At 31.1% G+C, this 3,202-nt stretch carries 1 protein-coding gene; it reads left to right on the forward strand.

Annotated elements, in window-relative coordinates; genetic code table 11:
- On the forward strand, positions 1 to 3,202 hold a 3,202-nt coding region (locus QZZ11_RS06515), incomplete at both ends, for a right-handed parallel beta-helix repeat-containing protein (protein WP_292474617.1).

Here is a 3,202-nt window from a genome sequence, read left to right on the forward strand (position 1 = left end):
ATTGATGCAACTGGAGTTAACAACTTAACAATCGCAAATGTATGTTTAACTACCACCAATACGGATGGTATTACATTTGGTATTGATTTTACTAATACAACCAACTCCATAATAAGAGACAGTACTATTACTGTTAATGCTATTTCAAACATTAATTTATTAAAAAAATCATTAAAAAGTAGTGTAAAAGAAAATAGTCAAATTATCATTACTGATGATAATTTAAGCGATTATGGTACGATTAATCAAAATAATTTTATACAATTCCAATTTTTCAGTGCTACTGAAGATACGGATTTAATAATAAATTTAAGTGACAAATACTCAAAAAGTGATTTAGGTTTCTTTTGGTTTGTATTTGATTCTTATAAATTAAATATACAAGTATTGTCAGAACATAATTCAATACAACTTATGAGTATGATGAATCCAGTTACAATTCATGATACTTATTTACCAAAAACAATGGTTGCTTCAAATGATCAAGGATTTTTCAAAAATTGTACATTTCTTGAAGTTGATAATACAGGGTATATGGTAGGAACATTTGAAAATACAATTTTCATAGCAGATAATGAAAATATTGAAGTATTATCTTATAAGCAAACAGGTAATCCTGATATGTGTAATAAACAATATTCTGACTTTTTTGATGAAACAAATCTATTAAAAAATTCAGTAGTTGATGGAACAACAATTATAATAAGATACCCTGGAATAAACAAATATTCAAATCCAATGATAATTAATAAAGCAGTAAATATTACTGGAACATTTGATGCTACTTGGAATGGTGATATTACTTTTGTAAGTGGTAGTGAAGGATCAAATCTTACTGATATGACTCTTAACGGTACAGTATACATTAACACAACCAATATTGGATTATATAATAATACAATAAACAAAGGTGTGGTAATCAAGGATTCTGCAGAAAGTAATATAGAAGACAACACGTTTAATACCGAAGATGTAGCAATTACACTCGTAAATACTATACAGACAAATATACAAAACAATGATATTACAAGTCAAGCAGAATATGCTATTGCATTGGATGGTGACTCAATAGAAAATACTATAACAAAAAATATTATTTATTCAGCTGATAAAGAGGGTAACGATGCAGTAAATGGTGATACTACAACTAATACGATTTCTGCAAATAAACCGGGACCGGTTATTTTTACTTTAACTGATAGTACTTGGTCTGAATTCTTTAATGATGATGGTACAGCTAAAGATATTGTTGAAGCTGGTGCAGAACTTAGGTTCGATGGTGTATTTAATAATAGAGATATGGTTATTTCTGTTCCATTAAATTTAACTACTGCTGAAACACAGGCAGTGTTAAACAACTGTACATTCTTTATAGATTCTGATGGTGTGAATGTTACAAACATTCAGATGAATGCCAATAATATTGAAATTCCATTAATAATGTTAGAAGATGCTTTAACAACCCGTATTGAAGGTAACATCATTACTTTAACAAACGATGGAAATCAATTCACTCACGCAATAGATATTGATGGTGGAGAAAACAACATAATTAAAAACAATATTATAACCACAACTGGTCCTGAAAATAATATTAAATACAATAAACCTGGAACAAATATTACTCAAGTAAATACCCTTTCAATACAGGCATTAGCATCTGATGGTTTAATCATAGACAATAACACAATCACTACAAGAGCAAACACACAGGCCGCAGAAGCAACAGGTACTATTTACGGAGTTTATGTAACAGGTAAATATGAAACGGAATATGATGAAGAATGGGATATGTGGGAATCAGAGCAAACACCTGTATCCGATATAGAAATAACAAATAATATAATCAATACAGAATCCAAAGTATATGCATATGGTTTAACCCTTAACCATGCTATATTATCATTAGTTGAAAACAACAATGTAACAACAACTACAGAATATTATGCTAATGCTATTCAATCAATAATATCTAATTCAACTATCAGCAGCAACAACGTAACAGTTAAATCAAATAATTTAACTTATGGTATTATTGTTGCAGGTTTCATGGATTACGGTTCATATGATGTTATAATTGTTCAAAACAATGAAGTGACAAATAACATTGTAGAAATAGATGAAACTCAAAATGCATGGGGTATTGAAGTATACATTGCAAAATCAAATCTTGTTGAAAACAATGATGTAATAATCAATGCAGACAATGGAGTTGGTATAGGTCTTGGAGATTCTGAAAATGGAGTGGTAACAAATAACCATATTGATATAACCGCTACAGTCAAAAATTCAGGAGACTATGGAGATACAATTTACTCATACACTTCAGGAGTAAAAATATGCCCTACCCTTCTAAGAGTAAAAGCTGCTAATAATAACACTGTAACATTTAATGATATTACAATTACAGCACCTATTGATGAAATTCCAGCAGTAAACGTAACAAGTGACGACAACACAATCACAGATAATTACCTCCTATCACCGGCAGGCAGAGGAGATAAGGCAGTAGCAGACACTGGAGAAGACAACACCATCGAAAACAACATACCTGATTACAGATTAACCGATGACACTTACAGTTTCTACTTCGATGAAAACGGTATATTAAAAGAAGAATACAACAATACTGAAATTCCAATATATGGTGACTTTACAGAAAACACCCAGTTCATATTTGAAGGAGTAAACGTAACCATTAAAGCTGATGATTTCGCAACATTACATGACAGTCAAATTATAACAGGCAATGGTGCTACAGTTGTACTTGATGGAATTACTATCATGAACAAAGACATGGATGCCATATACTTTGAATCAAAAGGTAATGTAATTAAAAATTCAATCATATTTGTAAACAGCAGCATGCCATTACACCTAATAGAATTTGCAGGTGATGAAAACACAATCACCAACAGTATTATTACAGCATACATCCCATCTGCTGATGTTGCATATGATAAAGATTATGTGGGATTACCACAATCCAGTGCATTATACATAAGCTCAAACAACAACACAGTAGAAAATGTGGGAGTAGTAGTAAACGGTGCTGAAGTTGCTGAAGGTTCATATTACCCAAGTATTGATGCAATAGACTTCCAATCAACCGGTAAAGGAGTAGTAATAGAAAACAACACAATCACCAACTCCAAAGTTATCGCAACAGGTTCCAACTACGTATACGGTATTAACGTGGGAA

The sequence above is a fragment of the Methanosphaera sp. genome (genome assembly GCF_016282985.1).
Classification (GTDB): domain Archaea; phylum Methanobacteriota; class Methanobacteria; order Methanobacteriales; family Methanobacteriaceae; genus Methanosphaera.